The sequence below is a fragment of the Cupriavidus sp. Agwp_2 genome, from assembly GCF_040784895.1.
GTDB lineage: Bacteria > Pseudomonadota > Gammaproteobacteria > Burkholderiales > Burkholderiaceae > Cupriavidus.
This window is the reverse complement of the sequence record NZ_CP088083.1, coordinates 1,571,363-1,588,519: the sequence shown is the minus strand read 5'-3', so window position 1 is coordinate 1,588,519 and position 17,157 is coordinate 1,571,363. Positions and strand designations below refer to the sequence as shown.

16 protein-coding genes are annotated in these 17,157 nt (G+C 69.4%); 7 read left to right on the top strand and 9 right to left on the bottom strand.

Features of this window, described 5'->3' with window-relative positions:
• Positions 1–30 precede the first annotated feature (30 nt).
• The gene (locus LPA45_RS07415) at positions 31–2,034 is read left to right on the top strand and encodes a sigma-54-dependent Fis family transcriptional regulator (RefSeq protein WP_317921485.1); all 2,004 of its coding nucleotides are present in this window, start codon (positions 31–33) and stop codon (positions 2,032–2,034) included.
• Here the strand turns inward: LPA45_RS07415 and LPA45_RS07410 are convergent.
• A complete protein-coding gene (locus LPA45_RS07410; RefSeq protein WP_317921483.1) occupies positions 1,986–2,978 on the bottom strand; it encodes an alpha/beta fold hydrolase in 993 nt (330 codons plus the stop codon). The two genes, LPA45_RS07415 and LPA45_RS07410, sit on opposite strands and share 49 nt — an antisense overlap.
• 84 nt (positions 2,979–3,062) lie before the next feature.
• Between LPA45_RS07410 and pqqA the strand changes: the two genes are divergently transcribed.
• The 5 genes from pqqA to pqqE all read left to right on the top strand — a co-directional run bounded on the left by pqqA (position 3,063) and on the right by pqqE (position 6,257).
• Positions 3,063–3,137, top strand: coding sequence for a pyrroloquinoline quinone precursor peptide PqqA (gene pqqA, locus LPA45_RS07405; RefSeq protein ID WP_012355514.1), 75 nt, complete (start codon positions 3,063–3,065; stop codon positions 3,135–3,137).
• 85 nt (positions 3,138–3,222) lie between these two features.
• The gene (gene pqqB, locus LPA45_RS07400) at positions 3,223–4,140 is read left to right on the top strand and encodes a pyrroloquinoline quinone biosynthesis protein PqqB (RefSeq protein ID WP_116323255.1); all 918 of its coding nucleotides are present in this window, start codon (positions 3,223–3,225) and stop codon (positions 4,138–4,140) included.
• Positions 4,137–4,829 carry a pyrroloquinoline-quinone synthase PqqC gene (gene pqqC, locus LPA45_RS07395; RefSeq protein WP_317921481.1) on the top strand — a complete coding sequence of 231 codons (693 nt, stop codon included), beginning with the start codon at positions 4,137–4,139 and terminating at the stop codon, positions 4,827–4,829. Before pqqB ends, pqqC begins: the two co-directional genes overlap by 4 nt.
• Before the next feature lie 5 nt (positions 4,830–4,834).
• A complete protein-coding gene (gene pqqD, locus LPA45_RS07390) occupies positions 4,835–5,107 on the top strand; it encodes a pyrroloquinoline quinone biosynthesis peptide chaperone PqqD (RefSeq protein ID WP_317921494.1) in 273 nt (90 codons plus the stop codon).
• Positions 5,079–6,257 carry a pyrroloquinoline quinone biosynthesis protein PqqE gene (pqqE, locus tag LPA45_RS07385; protein WP_317921492.1) on the top strand — a complete coding sequence of 393 codons (1,179 nt, stop codon included), beginning with the start codon at positions 5,079–5,081 and terminating at the stop codon, positions 6,255–6,257. Before pqqD ends, pqqE begins: the two co-directional genes overlap by 29 nt.
• Positions 6,258–6,338: 81 nt before the next feature.
• On the opposite strand, the gene LPA45_RS07380 is transcribed toward pqqE, so the two are convergent.
• From LPA45_RS07380 to LPA45_RS07345, 8 genes are all read right to left on the bottom strand, one after another.
• Positions 6,339–6,659: a c-type cytochrome gene (locus LPA45_RS07380; protein ID WP_317921479.1), complete on the bottom strand. Its 321-nt coding sequence runs from the start codon at positions 6,657–6,659 to the stop codon at positions 6,339–6,341.
• Positions 6,660–6,738: 79 nt separating this feature from the next.
• Positions 6,739–8,490: a PQQ-dependent methanol/ethanol family dehydrogenase gene (locus LPA45_RS07375; protein ID WP_116323260.1), complete on the bottom strand. Its 1,752-nt coding sequence runs from the start codon at positions 8,488–8,490 to the stop codon at positions 6,739–6,741.
• A 226-nt stretch (positions 8,491–8,716) separates the two neighbouring features.
• Complete coding sequence (locus LPA45_RS07370) at positions 8,717–9,526, bottom strand: ABC transporter permease (protein WP_116323261.1); 810 nt, start codon at positions 9,524–9,526, stop codon at positions 8,717–8,719.
• Between the two features lie 10 nt (positions 9,527–9,536).
• Positions 9,537–10,733 carry an ABC transporter substrate-binding protein gene (locus LPA45_RS07365; protein ID WP_116323262.1) on the bottom strand — a complete coding sequence of 399 codons (1,197 nt, stop codon included), beginning with the start codon at positions 10,731–10,733 and terminating at the stop codon, positions 9,537–9,539.
• Entirely contained in the window at positions 10,726–11,730 is a 1,005-nt protein-coding gene (locus tag LPA45_RS07360) for a PQQ-dependent catabolism-associated beta-propeller protein (RefSeq protein ID WP_116323263.1), read from the bottom strand. The genes LPA45_RS07365 and LPA45_RS07360 overlap by 8 nt, the downstream gene beginning before the upstream one ends.
• Positions 11,727–12,551, bottom strand: a complete 825-nt coding sequence (locus LPA45_RS07355) for an ATP-binding cassette domain-containing protein (protein WP_233528423.1) — start codon at positions 12,549–12,551, stop codon at positions 11,727–11,729. Before LPA45_RS07355 ends, LPA45_RS07360 begins: the two co-directional genes overlap by 4 nt.
• Positions 12,538–13,158 (bottom strand): response regulator transcription factor, encoded by a 621-nt coding sequence (locus LPA45_RS07350; protein ID WP_116323265.1) that lies wholly within the window; start codon positions 13,156–13,158, stop codon positions 12,538–12,540. The genes LPA45_RS07355 and LPA45_RS07350 overlap by 14 nt, the downstream gene beginning before the upstream one ends.
• Complete coding sequence (locus tag LPA45_RS07345; RefSeq protein WP_116323266.1) at positions 13,155–14,519, bottom strand: sensor histidine kinase; 1,365 nt, start codon at positions 14,517–14,519, stop codon at positions 13,155–13,157. Before LPA45_RS07345 ends, LPA45_RS07350 begins: the two co-directional genes overlap by 4 nt.
• A 186-nt stretch (positions 14,520–14,705) precedes the next feature.
• Between LPA45_RS07345 and LPA45_RS07340 the strand changes: the two genes are divergently transcribed.
• The gene (locus LPA45_RS07340; protein WP_116323267.1) at positions 14,706–17,135 is read left to right on the top strand and encodes a TonB-dependent receptor; all 2,430 of its coding nucleotides are present in this window, start codon (positions 14,706–14,708) and stop codon (positions 17,133–17,135) included.
• Positions 17,136–17,157: the final 22 nt, after the last annotated feature.

The window sequence follows — 17,157 nt, the reverse complement described above, 5'->3', positions numbered from 1 at the left end:
CGCGGGCGACCTTCCACAGGAGACACAGAGATGACCTTCCAAGCCGCCACGGCAGGTGAACCTGCGCAACCCGAACGCGCCGAACTGATTGCCCAGGCCCACCAGCGTTCCGCTTCCTATGGCCTGCGCCCATATGAGTCGCCGGACTTCTGCCCTGTGCTGCAGAGCGAGCTGAAGACCCGCATCGAACGCAGTCAATCACTGTTCACCTATGCGCTGCCGGTGATGGAAACGCTCTACGACCAGATCGTGAACACCCAGAGCATGGTGATCCTGACCGACGCCGACGGCCTGATCCTGCACTCGCTGGGCGACGACGATTTCCTTGCCCGCGCCGACAAGGTGGCGCTGCGCGCCGGCGCGGACTGGTCGGAGTCGTCCCGCGGCACCAACGCGATTGGCACCGCGCTGGCCGAGAACCGTGCCACGCTGGTCCACGGCGCCGACCACTTCCTGGAGGCCAACCAGTTCCTGACCTGTTCCTGCATGACCATCCTCGATCCCTACGGCAAGACCGTCGGCGCGCTCGATGTGACCGGCGACCAGCGCGGCTTCCACAAGCACACTATGGCGCTGGTGCGGATGTCGGCGCAGATGATCGAAAACCAGTTGTTCGGCAACGCTTTCCGCGACATGGTGTGCATCCGCTTCCATTCGCGTGCGGAGTTCCTGGGCACGCTGGTCGAGGGCATCGTGTCGTTCACGCCGGGCGGGCGCTTCCTGTCGGCGAACCGCAGCGGGCAGTTCCAGCTGGGCCTGTCCAACGGCGCGCTGCAGGCGCATACCTTCTCTTCGCTGTTCGGCATGTCGATGTCGCAGCTGTTCGATGCGGTGCGCGCGGCACAGGCGGCCATGGTGCAGCTGCAGTTGCCAAGCGGCGTCAAGGTCAGCGCGCGCGTGGAATGGAAGACCAGCCGGAGCGCGGTGCCCGGCGTGGACGCAGCGCGCCCCGATGTACGCCCGGATGTGCGCCACGATGTGCGCCCCGATGCGCGCGAGGCCGTCGTGGCGCCACAGCGCCTGCGCGCCGACCCGTCCGGGCCCGAGGGGCTGGATGACCTGGACACCGGCGACACCCAGATCCGGGCCGTCATCGGCAAGCTGCGCAAGGTGATCGGCAAGGACATCCCGGTCATGGTGCTGGGCGAGACCGGCACCGGCAAGGAACTGATGGCGCGCGCCATCCACGCCGACAGCCCGCGCCGCGCGGGTCCGTTCATCGCGGTGAACTGCGCATCGATCCCCGAAAACCTGATCGAATCGGAGCTGTTCGGCTACGAGGAAGGCGCCTTCACCGGCGCCCGCAAGAAAGGCGGCATCGGCAAGATGCTGCTGGCCAACGGCGGCACGCTGTTCCTGGACGAGATCGGCGACATGCCGCTGCACCTGCAGGGGCGGCTGCTGCGCGCGCTGCAGGAGCGCGCGGTGCAGCCGCTGGGCAGCAGCAAGGTGATCCATATCGATATTTCGCTGGTGTGCGCCACCAACCGCAACCTGCGCGAGATGGTAGCCGGCGGGCAGTTCCGCGAGGACCTGTACTACCGCCTCAACGGCCTGGTGGTGCGCCTGCCCGCGCTGCGCGAGCGCAGCGACCTGGACGTGGTGGCCGGCAAGCTGCTGCGCCAGGAGCAGGCCGCAGGCGTGCCACCGCGCATCAAGGGCTCGGTGATGGAGATGTTCCGGCACTACCACTGGCCGGGCAATATCCGCCAGCTCGGCAACCTGCTGCGCACCGCGCGGCTGATGGCCGAAGGCGAAGCCGAGATCACCGAGGACCACCTGCCCGACGATTTCCTGGACGACCTGCGCGAACGGCAGGCGCGGGCGGCCGCGCCGGCAGCCCATGCCCTGACGGGCGGGCCGCCGGGTGCGCAGCCGACGCGGCTGGCCGAGGTCGAGGTCCAGGCCATCGTCGCCACCGTCAGGGCGCACCACGGCAATATCTCGGCGGCGGCCAAGGCGCTGGGCATTTCGCGCAATACGGTCTACCGGAAGATGGAAGAAGCGCGCGGACTGCCGCACCAGCCCGGCTGAGCCACGCCCGGCGCGCCGATGGCGGCGGCAAGTGCTGCGCCCATCGCACCGCCGGTCAGGTGCCCGCCATCCACCCACACCAGGCGCGCGCCGGGCATCGCCGCCTGCAGGCGCAGCGCATTGGCGGGCCGGCAGACCGCATCGGCCCGGCCATGCAGCAGCGTTACCGGCAGCCCGTGCGCGGCAATCGCCCGCGCCGCCCTGAGCAGGGCCGGCTTGCCCAGCCCGGCGCGATTGCGCAGGTAGTGCGCCTGGATGCGGTACTTGGCCACCGTGGCCTCGCGCTCGCGCAGGAGCGGGCGGCGGGAGCGCAACCGCCGCGGCATGCCAAGCAATGTTTGTTCGCTCGCCCGCCACGCCGCGGCGGTGTCCCGTTTCTGGACAGGTGTCCCACTTTGAAACAGTCGTGACACAGTGATCAGGCGTGCACGGGCATCGCTCAGGCGCTCGCCCAGCGGCCTGACGCGTTCCAGCATGCGGCCGCCATGGCGCGACGAAAACAGGTTGAACACGTCGTCGCGCCCGGTCAGGAACGCGCCGCGCAACACCAGCGCCGCCACTGCATCCGGGCAGCGCGCGGCATAGGCCAGCGCAAGTGCCGCCCCCCACGATCCGCCGACCACGCCCCAGCGTTCGATGCCCAGCGTGCGGCGTAACTGCTCCAGGTCGGCCAGCAGCGCGCCCACGTTATTGCGCCGCAGGCACCCCGCCGGCCTGGACCGGCCGGCGCCGCGCTGGTCCGGCATGACCACGCGGTGCCGCCGCAAGTCGAACCATGCCGCCATCGCCGCCGGGCAGCCGCTGCCGGGGCCGCCATGCAGGACCAGCCATGGCTCGCCGTGCGCGGCGCCGGCCAGGCGCACATGCAGGCGCTGGGCGTCTGGCGTGCGCAGGTAGAAGCAGGCATTGGTCATGGATACGTCGGGTGTGGATACGTCGGGCATGGATGTTGCCTTTACGGGGATGCGGCAGCCCAGCCTGCCGCGCCACAACGATATTCACTAACCATGCCACCCAAGGAGAGAGACATGACCTGGACCACCCCTGCCTACACCGAGCTGCGGCTGGGCTTCGAGATCACGATGTATATCGCCAACCGCTGACCGCGCCCGGACAGGCGCAACGCCCGCATTGCCGGACCGCGCGCCTGCTCCGTGACGCCATGCCCCACGACAAAGCGCTCGCGCCATGACAACCATCCGGGTACTGGGGTCGGCCGCCGGCGGCGGCTTTCCGCAGTGGAACTGCAATTGCCACAACTGCGACGGCGTGCGCCGCGGCACCGTGCGGGCCACGCCGCGCACGCAGTCGTCGATCGCGCTGTCCGGCGACGGACCGGATTCGATCCTGGTCAACGCCTCGCCCGACATCCTGCAACAGCTGCGCCAGACGCCCGCACTGCAGCCGGCGCGCGCGCCGCGCGACAGCGCCATCGCGGCGGTGCTGCTGATGGACGCGCAGATCGACCACGTCACCGGCCTGCTGATGCTGCGCGAGCACCGCCGGGCCCTGCCGCTCTATGCAACCGCGGCGGTCCTCGATGACCTGGGGGCGGCCTTTCCGCTGACCCGCATGCTGTCGCACTACTGCGGCTTGCAGACGCACGCCCTGCCTTGCGACGGCACGCCGTTCACCGTGCCGCCGCTGGAAGGCATCCGGCTCACGGCCGTGCCGCTGCAAAGCAAGGCCCCGCCCTATTCCCCCAGCCGCAACGCCCCGCGCGCCGGTGACAACATCGGCCTGCGTATTGAAGACAGCCGCAGCGGGCGCCGCGCTTTCTATGCGCCCGGCCTCGGCAGCGTCGACGACCTCGTCTTCGCGGAACTGCGCGACGCCGACGTCGTGCTGGTCGACGGCACCTTCTGGCGCGAGGACGAGATGCAGGCCCTGGGCTTCTCCGCCAAGGCCGCCGCCGACATGGGCCACCTGCCGCTGTCTGGCCGCGGCGGCATGATCGAAATCCTCGACCGGCTGCCGGCCACACGCAAGATTCTCATCCACATCAACAATACCAACCCCGTGCTGGTGGAAGACTCTCCCGAACGCGCCGAACTGGCGCGGCACGGCATCGAGCTGGCCTGCGACGGCATGGAAATCGCGCTATGACACATCCCATTGCATGGAGCCCGGCGGAGTTCGAGGCCCGCCTGCGTGCCAAGGAAAGCGGCTACCACATCCACCATCCGTTCAACCGGCGCATGGCCGCCGGGGAGTGTTCGCCAGCGCAGATCCGCGCGTGGGTGGCAAACCGCTTTTACTACCAGGCGAATATCCCGCTGAAGGATGCCGCGATCCTGTCCAACTGCCCCGACCGCGACACGCGCCGCCAGTGGGTCGTGCGCATCCTCGACCACGACGGCACCGACGTCGTGCCCGGCGGCATCGAAGCCTGGCTGCGGCTGGGCCAGGCCGTAGGGCTGGAGCGCGAGGCGCTGCTGGACCATCGGCACGTGGTGCCGGGCGTGCGCTTTGCCGTCGATGCCTATGTCGATTTCGGGCGCCGCGCGCCGTGGCAGGAATCCGTGTGCTCGTCGCTGACTGAGATGTTCGCGCCGGAGATCCACAAGGAGCGCCTGGCCGGCTGGCCCACCCACTACCCATGGATCGAGGCCGCCGGGCTGGACTACTTCCGTTCGCGCATCCCGCTGGCGCAGCGCGACGTCGACCATGGACTGCGCGTGACGCTGGATTACTTCCGTACCCCGGAGCAACAGCAGCGCGCGCTCGACATCCTGCAGTTCAAGCTCGACGTCCTCTGGTCGATGCTCGACGCCATCCAGCACGCCCAGCCATGACAGCCATGACAGCCAACGCGCCAGACCTCGCCCGCCCGCTGCTGCACCGGACCTTCCGCCTGCAATGGGAAGAGGCCCAGCAGAACTGGGTGCTGCTCTACCCGGAAGGCATGGTCACCCTCAACGACAGCGCCGCCGCGATCCTGCAGCGCTGCGACGGCGGCCATACGCTCGACATGCTGATCGACGACCTGCAGGCCGCATTCGGCGTGCAGGGCATCGCCCCGGAGGTACATGCCTTTGTCAAACATGCGACCGAACGCGGCTGGCTGGTCTGACGCCATCGCTGCCCCCCCGCCCGGCCAGCCCGGCCCGCCGCTGTGGCTGCTGGCCGAGCTGACCTACCGCTGCCCGCTGCACTGCGCCTTTTGCTCGAACCCCGTGGACTATGCCCGGCACACGGCCGAGCTCGACACCGCGCAGTGGTGCGACGTATTCAGCCAGGCCCGCGCACTGGGTGCAGTGCAACTCGGCCTGTCCGGCGGCGAGCCGCTGCTGCGCAAGGACCTGGAACAACTGGTGCGGCATGCGCACGGCCTGGGCTTCTATACCAACCTCATCACCTCTGGCGTGGGCCTGACCGACGCCAGGCTCGCGGCGTTGCGCGAGGCGGGGCTGGACCATATCCAGCTGTCCTTCCAGGATTCCACGCGCGAGCTCAACGACTTCCTCTCCAGCACCCGCACTTTCGACCTGAAGCAGCGCGTAGCCCGGATGATCAAGGCGCAGGGCTACCCGATGGTGATGAACTGCGTGCTGCACCGGCACAACCTGCCGCATGTCGGCACCATCATCGAGATGGCGCTGCAGATGGGGGCGGAATACCTTGAGCTGGCCAATACCCAGTACTACGGCTGGGCGTGGGAGAACCGCCTTGCGCTGCTGCCCACGCGCGAGCAGTTGCTGGAGGCCGAGGCCGTGGTCAGGGAGTACCGGGCGCGCATCGGCAAGCGGTGCCAGATCCTGTTCGTGGTGCCCGACTACTTCGAGGCCCGGCCCAAGAAGTGCATGAATGGCTGGGGCACGACCTTCCTGGGCGTGGCGCCCGACGGGACTGCCCTGCCGTGCCACGCGGCGCGCATGCTGCCGGGGCTGGCGCTGCCGAATGTGACGACGCAGGGATTGCGCGAGATCTGGCGCGACAGCGAGGCGTTCCGCCGTTTTCGCGGCACGGCATGGATGCAGGAACCGTGTCGGTCCTGCGACCACCGGGAGGAGGACTACGGCGGCTGCCACTGCCAGGCCTTCCTGCTGACCGGCGACCCCGCTGCGACCGATCCGGTCTGCGAGCGCTCCGCAGAGCACGGCAAGGTCGGCGAGGTCGTGCTGCGGGGCCGGCTTGCGGCCCTGCAGGCGCGCGGCGAAGTCCAGCCGATGGTGTTTCGCAGCGATGGCAACTCCCTGCGCCTGAGCGCTGCGGGCAAGTAGCAAAGCCCGGCTGGCTCGCGCCAGCCGGGCTGCGCTTCTTACGCGCTTCTTACGCGCTTCTCACGCGCTTCTACCGCGTTCCTACCCTACATCCAGCACCCACTCCGCGAGCTTCTTCGCATCCGCCTCGCCAAGATTCCCATGCGCGGGCATCGGCACCGGCCCCCACGCCCCCTTGCCACCTTCACGGATCTTCCTGGCCAGCCGCCCGACTGCCTGGCTATCCCCCTTGTACTTGGCCGCCACCTCGGCGAAGCCCGGCCCCACCAGTTTCGACTGCATGCCGTGGCAGGCGAAGCAGCCGTTCTTGTCAGCCAGTGCCTGCATATCGGCCGCCGTGCCCGCCTGCGCCGCGCAAGGCAGCAGCACCGCAGCCGCCAGCGCCATCCATTCCTTCTTCATACCTTTGGTCTCACAGTTTCGTTATGCGCGCACGCCGGCATCGCGATGCCAGCGTGCATGTCCATCGACCGGCCCGTGTTCAGCTCTTGTGCAGTTTGAACACCCACACCGATCCGCCCTGCTCCAGGAAATTCACCCGCTTGGCGACTTCCCCGCCCCATAGCGGCACCGCGCCGCCCCAGCCCGACACCACGGCCACGTACTGCTCGCCGTTGTCTTCCCAGGTGACCGGCGGCGCCACCACGCCACTGCCGGTCTGGAACTTCCACAGTTCCTTGCCGGTCCGGGCGTCGGCTGCCTTCAGATAGCCCTCCGGCGTGCCCCAGAACACCAGTCCCCCGGCAGTGGTCATCGCACCGCCCCACAGCGGCGCACCGTTCTTAGCCTCCCAGACGATCTTGCCGGTCTTGGGATTGATCGCGCGCAGCGAGCCGATGTAGTCCTCGTTCAGCGGCTGGATGGTGAAACCCGCGCCCAGGAAAGCTGCGCCCTTCTTGTAGCTGACCGGCTCGTTCCAGATATCCATGCCCCACTCGTTGGCCGGCACATAGAACAGGCCGGTCTGCGGGCTGTAGGCCATCGGCTGCTGGTTCTTGCCGCCCAGGAAGCCGGGCGCGGCGAACACGGACTTGCCCTTCTTCGGGTCGGTGCCGGCGGCCGGGTCGCCGGGCCGGCCTTCGCTGATAAAGTTGGGCCGCCCGGTCTTCAGGTCGATGCCGCTGGCCCAGGTGATCTTCCTGACGAAGGGAAAGGCGTTGACCAGCTTGCCGTTGCGCGCGTCGTTGACGTAGAAGAAGCCATTGCGGTCGGCCTTGCCGCCCATGCGCTTGCCATCGAGGTCGAAGGTCACGAACTCATTGACCCCGTCGAAGTCCCAGCCATCGTTCGGGGTGTTCTGGTAGTGCCAGACGATCTTGCCGGTGGCCGGATCGATCGCCACCGTCGACGCGGAGTAGAGATTGTCGCCCTTGCGGATATGGCTGTTCCACGGCCCCGGGTTGCCCGTGCCGAAGTACACCAGCCCGGTGGCCGGATCATAGGTGCCGCCCAGCCAGGTGGCAGCGCCGCCGGTCTTCCAGGTCTCGCCTGGCCAGCTGGCGTTCTCGGCGCCGGTCACGCCGATCTCGGTCTTGTTGCCGTCCTTGTCGTACTTGTAGCCCATGTGGCCTTCCACCACCGGGCGCGACCACGCCAGTTGCCCCGTTTTGGCATCGCGCGCATCGACGCGGCCGACCACGCCGAATTCGCCGCCCGAGATGCCGGTCAGCACCATGCCTTTGACAATCAGCGGCGCAGCCGTGTACGAGTAGCCGGCGGCATAGTCCTCCAGCTTCTCCTTCCACACCACCTTGCCGGTCTTCTGGTCCAGCGCCACCAGCTGTGCATCCAGCGTGCCGAAGATGACCAGGTTGTCGTAGAGCGCCGCGCCGCGGTTAACCACGTCGCAGCACGGCATGATGCCTTCGGGCAGGCGGTGCTCGTACTTCCACAGCTTGGCCCCGGTCTTCAGGTCGAGCGCGTAGATGCGCGAATACGATGCCGTCACGAACATCTTGCCGTCGTGTATGAGCGGCTGCGCTTCCTGGCCGCGCTGCTTCTCGCCGCCGAACGAGAACGACCACGCCGGCACGAGGTTGCCGACATTTTTCGTATTGATGCGCGTCAGCGCAGAATAGCGTTGCCCTTGCGGGCCCATGCCCCACGACAGCACGTCGCCGGGGCTCTTTGCGTCGTTCTCGATCATGGCGTCGGTCACTGCCGCCTGCGCCGCTAGGCTGGCCGCGGCAGTCGCGACTGCCGCGATCGCCATCACTGCTCGTAACGTCCTCATTGCCTTCTCCTCTCTTGTTTTGGTTTCCCACCGATGCGCCAGTGCGCCGATACCAGGCACCCACCAGGCACCGGACCCGCACTTACGGCAATTCCCATGCCAATCGGATTGCCGCGCTAGCACGCCGAAAGCGGCCGCATTGCGTGCCGGCGGCCGTGTCAGCACGCAACACTGCGTTGCATCTGCTCCAGATCTGAACAGCCATGCGTGGCGGCCGCAGCCCAGTTCACGCCTGCCCCTGGCGGGCCATGCCGCGCTGCGGGTCGTAGCCGCGCAGCGCCAGCGCAAAGAACACTGCAGCACAGCCTGCCACCACGGCCAGGCTCACGGGGGCCACCTGCCCATACAGCGCGAAGCGTATGGCCTCGACCGCATGCGTGAAGGGGTTGAAGCGCGCGAGTTGATAGACGATCTCGGCACCTGACTCCTGCAGCTTCCACAGCGGATACAGCGCCGAGCTGACAAAGAACATCGGAAAGATCACGAAGTTCATGGTGCCGGCAAAGTTCTCCAGCTGGCGCACATGCACCGACAGCAGCAGTCCCAGCGCAGCCAGCATCAGCGCCGCCAGCGCCATGGCGCCGCAAGCGGGCAGCAGGTGCAACGGCTCGAACCGGATGCCGAAGCTTATCGCCACCAGCAGGAACGCGGCCATTTGCAGCAGCGACAGCACCGTGCTCGCGGCCAGCTTGCAGCCGAGCAGCCAGCCACGCGGCAGCGGCGCGGTCAGCAGCAGGCGCATTACGCCCATCTCGCGGTCGTACACCATCGCCAGCGACGACTGCATGCCGTTGAACAGCGCGATCATGCCGAGCAGGCCGGGCGCGACGTACACCTTGTATTCGATGTAGGTCTCATACGGCGGCGCGATCGCGACGCCGAGCGCATTCTGGAAGCCGGCCGCGAACACCAGCAGCCACAGCAGCGGCCGCACCAGCGACGACAGCAGACGCCCGGGCTGGCGCAGGTACTTGCGCAGTTCGCGCCCGCAGACGGCGCGCAGCGCGCGCCAGCGATGGATCAGCACGGTGGCCATGGGTTGCGCCTTACGAGGACGGGGCGCGGCACGCGGTGTCGGCTTCGTCCGCGCCCAGGGTGTCGAGGTTGTTCTTCGGATGCAGCACGCCTTCCACCGGCGCCACGGCAACGACGCCATCCGGGTGAGCCAGCATGACGGGCTGGCGCAACTGGCGGTCCCAGGGACGGAACGACAGCGGCGGGCCCTTGAAGCCGTCCACCACCACCTTGCCGGTGACCAGGGCTTGTGCCTGCGCGGCAAAGCCGGCCCTGGGCTGCCTTGCGACGCTTTCCGCTATCGCCTTGACCGCCACCCAGGCGGCCCAGTCGTGGCCCGTCATCGGGCGCCCCGCCGCACGCGTGAAGCGCCGGTTGAGCTGCGGCCCGCCATTGCGGTCCCAGGCCCAGTGCCAGGCCTGCGCGCCCAGGCCGCTGGCGCCCACCACTGGGCGCGGCAGCTGCGTGGCATAGGGCACGCCGCGGGCGAACTCGCCGTCGGCATCTGCCACCACCACCACGTCATGGTCGGTGCCATTGGTCAGCAGGTTCACGTTGGCCAGGTCGCGCTCGCGCGGGTCGTTGGACAGCCTGAACGTCCGTTGCACCGACCACGCAATGCCGAAGCGCCGCGCGGACTTGACCAGCGCATCGCGCTGCGCCGCGTCGCCCGCCGACGGCCCGCTCAGCAGCAGCGCGCGGCGCCACGTGCGCAGCGCGAGGTATTGCATCAGGGTGTCGGCGCGCATGCGCAGGCTGGGCAGCGTGTGCAGCAGCACCGGCGAACAGGCGGCGCCGCGCAAGTCGTCGTCATCGGCCGAGACGTTGAACAGCAGGGCCTCGCCCGGCTTGATGGCGGCCGTCGCCTGCCTCACTGCCGCGGATGGCAGGTCGAGCAGGATAAAGCGCGTGCCCTGCCGCGCCAGCGCCGCAACCATCGGCCCGACTTCCGCTTCGCTGCGCGCTTCCTGGGCATCGAGCCTGAGCGACTGGCCCGCTGCCTCCAGCGCGAAGCGGGCCTCCGCTGCCGCCACCTGCGCGCCATCGAGTGCGCGGCCCTGCGGCTGCCCGGGATAGCGCTGCGCAAGGCGGCGGGCCTCATGGCGCGGGTCGCCGGCCAGCGACACCACCGCCATGCGCACCTCGGCGGAGTCGGCCACCCCGGCCGCACCCGCGAACAGGCCTAGCGCGGCAACGAGCGAGCGGCAGCAGCGCACGCGTTCAGTCATCGATCGCCACCGAGTGCGGCACCCGGCCCGCCTTGAGGGTTGCCGTCGCCTTGCTGCTGGCGGTATCCACCACGCTGACGTCGTCCGACAGGCCGTTGGCGACATAGAGCCTGGCGTTGTCGCGGCTCAGCGCCAGCCCCCATGCGCGCCGGCCGACCAGCACATAGTCCAGCACCCGGCGCGACGCCACGTCCACCGCCGCGACGTGGTTGGCACGCCCAAGCCCGACATAGGCACGCGTGCCATCACTGCTGGCCGCCATCCCCACCGGGGTCACATCCCCGGCGCGGAAGCCCCGCGGCGTGAAGTGGATGGTATGGGCCACCTCCAGCGTATCGGTGCGGATCACGCTGACGCTGGCGGACAGCTCGTTCGAGACCCACAGTTCCTTGCCGTCGCGCAACAGCAGCAGCCGGCGTGGCCGGTTGCCGACCTGGATATTGCCGACCACCTTGTGCTTGGCCACGTCGATCACATGGACCAGGTTGGCCACCTCCGAGGTCACGTATACCCGCTTGCCATCCGCGCTGACCTTGACGCCCTCCGGCTCCTCGCCAACCTTGACGGCGAATACGCGCTTGCCCGAAGCGGTGTCGTAGGCCGACAGCAGGCCATCCTCTTCGTTCGAGACATAGAGCATGCGGCCGTCATGGCTCAGGTCGAACAACTCCGGGTCGTCCCCTACCGGCAGCGAAGCCAGCGTCTTGCGGCTGGCCACGTCGACCACGTCGACGCGGTGGTCATCGCTGCAGGCCACATACAGGCGCGCGCGATCGGGCGAGAGCTGCAGGTGGCGCGGCCGCTTGCACTGGCGCCACACGGCAAGCAGTTGCCGGCTGCGCGCATCGAAGGCGGCAATTGCATCATCCTTCTCGCTCGACACGAACACCTGGCCACTGGCCACGCGCGCCGCTTCGGCCAGTCCGGCGGCCACCAGCAATGCCGTCACCAGCAGCAGCGTGATGGCAAGCCACCTCGGCGATGGCATCTCGTTCATGCTGGTACGCTCCTTTCGGTGTTGTTGGCGGAAGTGGCGGCAGAAGCGGCCGGTGCCCGCGTCATAGCCAGGAAAGCGTTTTCAAGGTCGTCGCGCCCGGCGGCGCCGCGCAGCGCCGCCGGCGTGCCGTCGAAGCGCACGGTGCCGCGGTCCAGCACGATCACGCGGTCGGCGTGCTCCACCTCCTGCACCAGGTGCGTGGCCCACAGCACACCGGCCTGCGCCTGCGCGGTCAGCCGTCTGGCATCGCTGACCAGCTGCGCCCGCGAAGCCGGATCGAGCCCGACGGTGGGCTCATCCAGCAGCAGCAGCGCCGGTTCGTGCAGCAGCGCGCGCGCCAGCTCCACCTTGCGCCGGTTGCCGCCGGACAGCTCGCGCACCGGGGCATGCGCCCGCGGGGCCAGCCCAAAGGCGTCGAGCAGCCGGGCGATGCGCTGCGTGGCCACGCGGCGCGTCAGCCCGTGCAAATCCGCATGGAAGCGCAGGTTGGCCAGCACCGGCAGGTCCAGGTCGATGGCCGGCTGCTGGAACACGATGCCGAGGCGCGCCAGCGCGCGCACCGGATCGCGCCGCATGTCGTGCTCGTGCATATCGCTGTCCAGCACCGTCACGCGCCCGGCATCGGCAACGAACAGGCCGCTGAGGATCTGGAACAGCGTGGTCTTGCCCGCCCCGTTGGGCCCGAGCAGCGCCACGAACTCGCCGCGCCGCACGGTGAGCGAAACCCCGTCCAGCGCCACGCGGGCGCCGAACGCCTTGCGCACGGCCTCGCAGCGCAGCGCCAGCGGCGCCTGGGTAGCGGTCATGTCAGCCAAAGCCATGCTCCACTGCGTAGCGATGCATCTCGACGCGGTTGGCCAACCCCATTTTCTTGCGGATCAGGGTCTGGTAGTTGGCCACGGTCTTGGTGCTCAGGCAGAAGCACGCGGCCACGTCCTCAAGCGCCGTGCCCCGCGCGAACTGGCGGAAGAGGTCGAACTCGCGCGGCGACAGCGCCAGGTGCGGCGGCGGCTGGCCCATGTCCACCAGCCCCGCGACGTCGGCGGACAACACCTGCTCCCCGCCTGCCACCCGGCGCACCGCATCCACCAGCGCCTCCGGCGCACTGTTCTTGGTCAGGTAGCCGGCCGCGCCGGCGCGCATGGCCTGCAGCACGATGGCGGCGCTGTCATGCATGCTGAACACCAGCGTGCGCAGCGACGGCACGCGTGCGCCCAGCCGCTGCAGCATCTCCAGGCCGCCACGGCCCGGCATCGACAAGTCCAGGATCAGCACATCGGCCCGGTGCTGCGAGAGCCAGGCGTAGGCGGCATCGCCATCGCCGAACTCCGCCACCACGCGCATGCCGTCGTCCAGCTCGAGCAGGCGCCGGTAGCCCGTGCGCACCACGGCATGGTCGTCGGCAATCACCACATCGATCGTGTTCATGCTGGCTGGCTCCCTGCCGGTACGTTGGCTAGTTGCGTGGCATCCTGCGCCGGCACCGGCACCGGCACCGGAAAGCTTGCGCGCAAGCGGCAGCCGCGCATGCCTGGCGCCGGCCCCACGTGCAGCGTGGCGCAATGCGCCCAGGCGCGCTCCTGCATGCCGCGCAGGCCGTGGCTGCGCTGCAGCGCCGCGCCGATATCGTCGATGCCCCTGCCGTCGTCCTGCACGCACCAGTGGACGGCGTTGCCGGTGGCGGCGATGCGGACCGCCACCTGGCCCGCGCCGGCGTGGCGCATGACATTGGTCAGCGCCTCCTGCGTCATCCGGTACAGCGTCAGCGTCAGGTCCGGCCCCAGCGCGGCGCCGCCGAGGTCGACCTCGCAATCGAGCCGCACCGACTGGCCGGGCTGGTCGCGCCAGCAGCGCACCAGGTCCTGCAGCAGCCGCGCCAGGCAGGCGACGCGCCCGTCGGGCTGCGCGCCATGCGGACGCAGGCGGTGCAGCAGGTGGCGGACTTCGTCCTGGATCCTGGCGCAATGCCCGGCCAGGTCGTTGGCCACGATCTGCAGCATCGGCGCATGCGCGCTCTTGCGGACAAGATAGGCGGCGTCCGCGCGCATGGCCGTCAGCACCTGGCCGAACTCGTCGTGCAGCTCGCGCGCCAGCCGGGCGCGCTCGCATTCCTGCGCGTCGAGCAGCTTGCGGCTCAGTGCGCGGCGTTCGGCCTGGTGCTGCGCCAGCGCGCCCGCCAGGTGGTTCAGCGCGCGGCGCACCAGCTCCAGTTCATGGATGCGCATGGCGGGCAGCCGCACGCTGTAATCCTTGCGTTCATAGTGGCCGATGGCGTCCAGGATCTGCTGCAGCGGCGCGAAGGCGCGGCGGGCGGCCCAGCACAGGCAGCACAGCAACAGCACGCTGTACGCGGCCAGCATAGCCAGGTTGCCCGCCACGTCGCCACGCGCTTCGCGCAGTTCGCTGTCCGGGTTCCAGCGCAGCGCGGCCCGGTAGACGGTGCCGTCGCGCGCGCGGATGTCCCATTGGCTTTCCGCATGCGCCGGGTCGCCATGCGGCGTGGCCCCCACCAGCACGCCGCCCGCGGCGTCCTCCACATGCAGCCGCAGGTGGCGCATCTGCGCCGACTGGTTGATGGCGCGCAGCGCGGCCAGGTGCGCCGCGCGCTCCGCCGGCCCCGCGGCCTGCAGCGCCGACAGCCGCGCCATCGCCTGCGCCGTGGCGGCAGCGCCGCTGCGCTCTTCGCCGAGCGCCTGCCGTGCCTGCCACAGCGCCGCCAGCAGCGCGCAGCCAAGGCATGCGCAGGACAGCCACAGGGCCCGGCTGGCCAGGAAGTGCGACATCGTCATGGCAGTGCTCCTCCGGGGGATGGTGGTCGGCGTTGGCGGTCGACGTTGGTGGTCGACGCTCCGGTCCAGGTCGGGAGTTTTTCCCGATGCCCGAGGTACGGAACCTGCTCCCCACCCCCTCAGCTAGTTCGATTTCAGGTGCCGCCCGATGCAGGCAGCACCCCCGTACGCCCGAGGAGATGCAAGATGCCAGCCAGCCCGTTCCCTGTCCCGCAAAAGCAGGCATTCCGCCACGCAGCCGCGCGCCGCCGCTGCATCGCCACGGCCATCGCCATGGCCGTGGCGATGCAGCTCCAGCGTCCCGCTGTTGCACAACTGGACACCGCTGCTCAAAATCAGGACAGTGCGGTGCTGCCTGAAGTGCTGGTAGTCGCCGCGGCGCCGCTGCCGGGCATCGGCGTCGCCAGCGACCTCGTGCCCTACACCGTGCAGACCGTGCGCGGCGATGAACTGGACGGCACCCGCGCCAGCAACCTGGCCGACTACCTGGCCCGCAACCTGGCCGGCGTCAACGTCAACGACATCCAGGGCAGCCCTTTCCAGAGCGATATCACCTACCGGGGCTTCCGCGCCTCATCGATCCCGGGCGTGCAGCAGGGGCTCTCGGTCTATCTCGACGGCATTCGGGTCAACGAGCCCTTTGGCGACGTGGTCAGCTGGGACATGATCCCGGAGGCCGCGCTTGCCAGCGTATCGCTGGTCTCCAGCGCCAACCCGGCCTATGGCCTGAACAGCCTGGGCGGCGCGCTGGCCATGACCTCCCGCTCCGGGCTGGACTCGCCCGGCGTCACCGCCGACCTGTCCTATGGCAGCGGCAGCCGCAAGCGCGCGGACCTGTCGGGCGGCGTGCGCAGCGACGGTGGCTGGCACGCCTTCGCCGCCGGCACCCTGTTCCAGGAGCACGGCTGGCGCGACCATTCGTCGGGGCGCCTCGGCAATATCTTCGCCAAGGCCGGCTACGCGGGCGATACCAGCAGCGTCGACGTCTCGCTGCTGCACGGCCGCAGCACGCTGACCGGCAACGGGCTGGTGCCGTCCTACCGCGCCGACGGCAGCGCGACGCTGCCCGACATCTATCAGGCGAACCGTCGCGCCGTCTATACCTACCCGGACCAGACCCGCAACCAGGTGACCCAGGTCGCCGCCAACGGCCGCCACTGGTTCGACGACAAGACCAGCGCCGCCGCCCTCGCCTATGTGCGCAACAGCCGCCGCGACACCACCAACGGCGACGTCAATCCCGATTACGAGGAATATGCGGAAGCCTGCGAGGACGGCTTCAACGCCGACGGCAGCCCGCGCGGCGGCGACTGCGGCGTGACCCGCGCCGAAGGCGCCGCGCTGCATCCCGCCGTGGTCAACACCACCCATATGCGGCAGCAGACCGTCGGCGTGGCGCTCAGCCTGGCAAAAGAGACCGATCGCCACGTGCTCAACGCCGGCGTCAGCCTGGACCGCAGCCGGCTGACCTATTCCCAGTTCGAGCAGCCCGGCACGTTCACCGCGGACCGGGGCGCCGTGGCCGACCCGGCCGAGCCGAATGCGCTGTTCTCCGGCGTCAGCGGCAACGCGCGCACCTTCGGCGCCTACCTGTCCGATACGTGGTCGCTGACACCCAGCACCTTCCTGACGGCGTCGGCGAGGTGGAATCTCGCCACCGTCAGCAATACGCTGCGCAACAGCGACGGCAGCGAGCAGCCGCGCGAAAGCTTTACCTACCGCCGCCTCAACCCGGCGGTGGGGCTGGCCCAGAAACTGGGCGGCGGCGTCACGGTATTCGGCGGCTACGCGCAGAACAACCGCGTGCCCACCGTGCTCGAACTCGGCTGCGCCGATCCCACGCGCCCGTGCCGCCTGCCGGCCGGACTGCAGGCCGATCCCTACCTGAAGCAGGTGGTCTCGCACGCCTATGAAGCCGGCGTGCGCTGGCGCCCCGGCAAGGACACCGAGGTCACCGCCGCGCTCTATCGCATCGACAACCACGACGACATCCTGTTCCTGCGCGCGCCCAACACCCAGCTCGGCTATTTCGCCAACTTCGACCGCACCCGCAACCAGGGGCTCGACCTGAGCGCGCGCCAGCGCGCTGGCGATATCACGCTGCGGCTGGCCTACAGCTACCTGCATGCTACCTACCAGGCGGCCGGCCAACTGGCGGCCGGCGAGCGCACCATCGAGGTCCAGCCCGGCATGCGCATGGCCGGCCTGCCGCGCCACACGCTCAAGCTTGGCGCCGACTGGCAGGCGCTGGCCGGGCTGACGCTCGGCGCCGACCTGGTCGCCGTGTCCGGCAGCGTCGCCAGCGGCAACGAGGACGGCCTGCGCAGCGATCCGCAGCCGGGCCAGCCGCCCAGGACCGCCGACTGGCACGTGCCCGGCTACGCCACCGTCAACCTGCGCGCCGCGTACAAGGTGAACAAGCGCTTCGAGGTCTATGCGCGCGTGGCCAACCTGTTCGACCGGCGCTACGAAACCTACGGGCAAGTGGCGAACAACGTGTTTCCCGGCGGCAGCCTGGTGCAGCCGCACATGGCGCCCGGCGATGCCGCGACGGCGTTGTTCGTGGCGCCGGGGGCGCCGCGCAGTGTCTGGGTGGGGCTGGTGTACCGGATGTAGGGGATGGCCCTCAGGAAGCGGC

Coding starts and splice junctions, on each gene's coding strand:
- LPA45_RS07415 (WP_317921485.1), top strand. CDS start 31: ATGACCTTCCAAGCCGCCACGGCAGGTGAACCTGCGCAACCCGAACGC.
- LPA45_RS07340 (WP_116323267.1), top strand. CDS start 14,706: ATGCCAGCCAGCCCGTTCCCTGTCCCGCAAAAGCAGGCATTCCGCCAC.
- LPA45_RS07380 (WP_317921479.1), bottom strand. CDS start 6,659: ATGAAGAAGGAATGGATGGCGCTGGCGGCTGCGGTGCTGCTGCCTTGC.
- LPA45_RS07370 (WP_116323261.1), bottom strand. CDS start 9,526: ATGGCCACCGTGCTGATCCATCGCTGGCGCGCGCTGCGCGCCGTCTGC.
- pqqC (WP_317921481.1), top strand. CDS start 4,137: ATGACACATCCCATTGCATGGAGCCCGGCGGAGTTCGAGGCCCGCCTG.
- pqqE (WP_317921492.1), top strand. CDS start 5,079: ATGCGACCGAACGCGGCTGGCTGGTCTGACGCCATCGCTGCCCCCCCG.
- LPA45_RS07375 (WP_116323260.1), bottom strand. CDS start 8,490: ATGAGGACGTTACGAGCAGTGATGGCGATCGCGGCAGTCGCGACTGCC.
- pqqB (WP_116323255.1), top strand. CDS start 3,223: ATGACAACCATCCGGGTACTGGGGTCGGCCGCCGGCGGCGGCTTTCCG.
- LPA45_RS07365 (WP_116323262.1), bottom strand. CDS start 10,733: ATGACTGAACGCGTGCGCTGCTGCCGCTCGCTCGTTGCCGCGCTAGGC.
- LPA45_RS07410 (WP_317921483.1), bottom strand. CDS start 2,978: ATGCCCGACGTATCCACACCCGACGTATCCATGACCAATGCCTGCTTC.
- pqqD (WP_317921494.1), top strand. CDS start 4,835: ATGACAGCCAACGCGCCAGACCTCGCCCGCCCGCTGCTGCACCGGACC.
- LPA45_RS07355 (WP_233528423.1), bottom strand. CDS start 12,551: ATGGCTTTGGCTGACATGACCGCTACCCAGGCGCCGCTGGCGCTGCGC.
- LPA45_RS07350 (WP_116323265.1), bottom strand. CDS start 13,158: ATGAACACGATCGATGTGGTGATTGCCGACGACCATGCCGTGGTGCGC.
- LPA45_RS07345 (WP_116323266.1), bottom strand. CDS start 14,519: ATGACGATGTCGCACTTCCTGGCCAGCCGGGCCCTGTGGCTGTCCTGC.
- LPA45_RS07360 (WP_116323263.1), bottom strand. CDS start 11,730: ATGAACGAGATGCCATCGCCGAGGTGGCTTGCCATCACGCTGCTGCTG.